1 protein-coding gene is annotated in these 503 nt (G+C 77.3%); it reads right to left on the bottom strand.

The features are described 5' to 3' along the window. The coding region (locus AC5LUJ_RS14285; protein WP_493465083.1) for a DUF2637 domain-containing protein at nt 1-447 on the bottom strand (447 nt) is incomplete at its 3' end. Nucleotides 448-503 lie beyond the last annotated feature (56 nt).

The following is a 503-nucleotide window of genomic DNA, read 5'->3' as shown; positions in this document are numbered from 1 at the left end:
GGCCGGTCGTGCCGCCGGCTGTTCGGCGCGCTGCGCCGGCACCGTGATCGCGATGTCGGCGGGCCGCCGGCCGCCCGCCGTGCCGCGGCCGGCGTGGATCTGGCGCATGAGCAGCTCGTAGAAGCCGAGCAGCGCCAGCGGCGGCCAGCCGGCGATGATCCGGGCGGCCAGGGTGGGCTCGGCGTGCATGACGTTCGCCGCCAGCGACGCGCACGCGCCCAGCGTCAGCAGCGTGTAGGACAGCCAGGAGCGGGGTCGCCCGGCACGCCGGTCCCGCAGCATCGTCATGGACGCGGCGACGATCAGGCCGTCGACGCTGAACGGGATGACGGTGGCGGCGAGGCGGTCCTCCCCCTGCTCGAGGGCGACCCCGCGCATGTGCCGGTAGGAGACGAACGCGGCCACCGCCGCGACCGCGACCACCGCGACGATGGTGGTCGCCTGGATGGCCGGCTCCGCCCGCGTCCCGGCCCCGCCGTCCGGCCCGCTGCCGCCACCGGGCC

The sequence above is a fragment of the Protofrankia sp. CiP1_Cm_nod3 genome (genome assembly GCF_982290655.1).
Note: the sequence above shows the minus strand (reverse complement) of the source record. Positions and strands in the feature narration are given on the sequence as shown.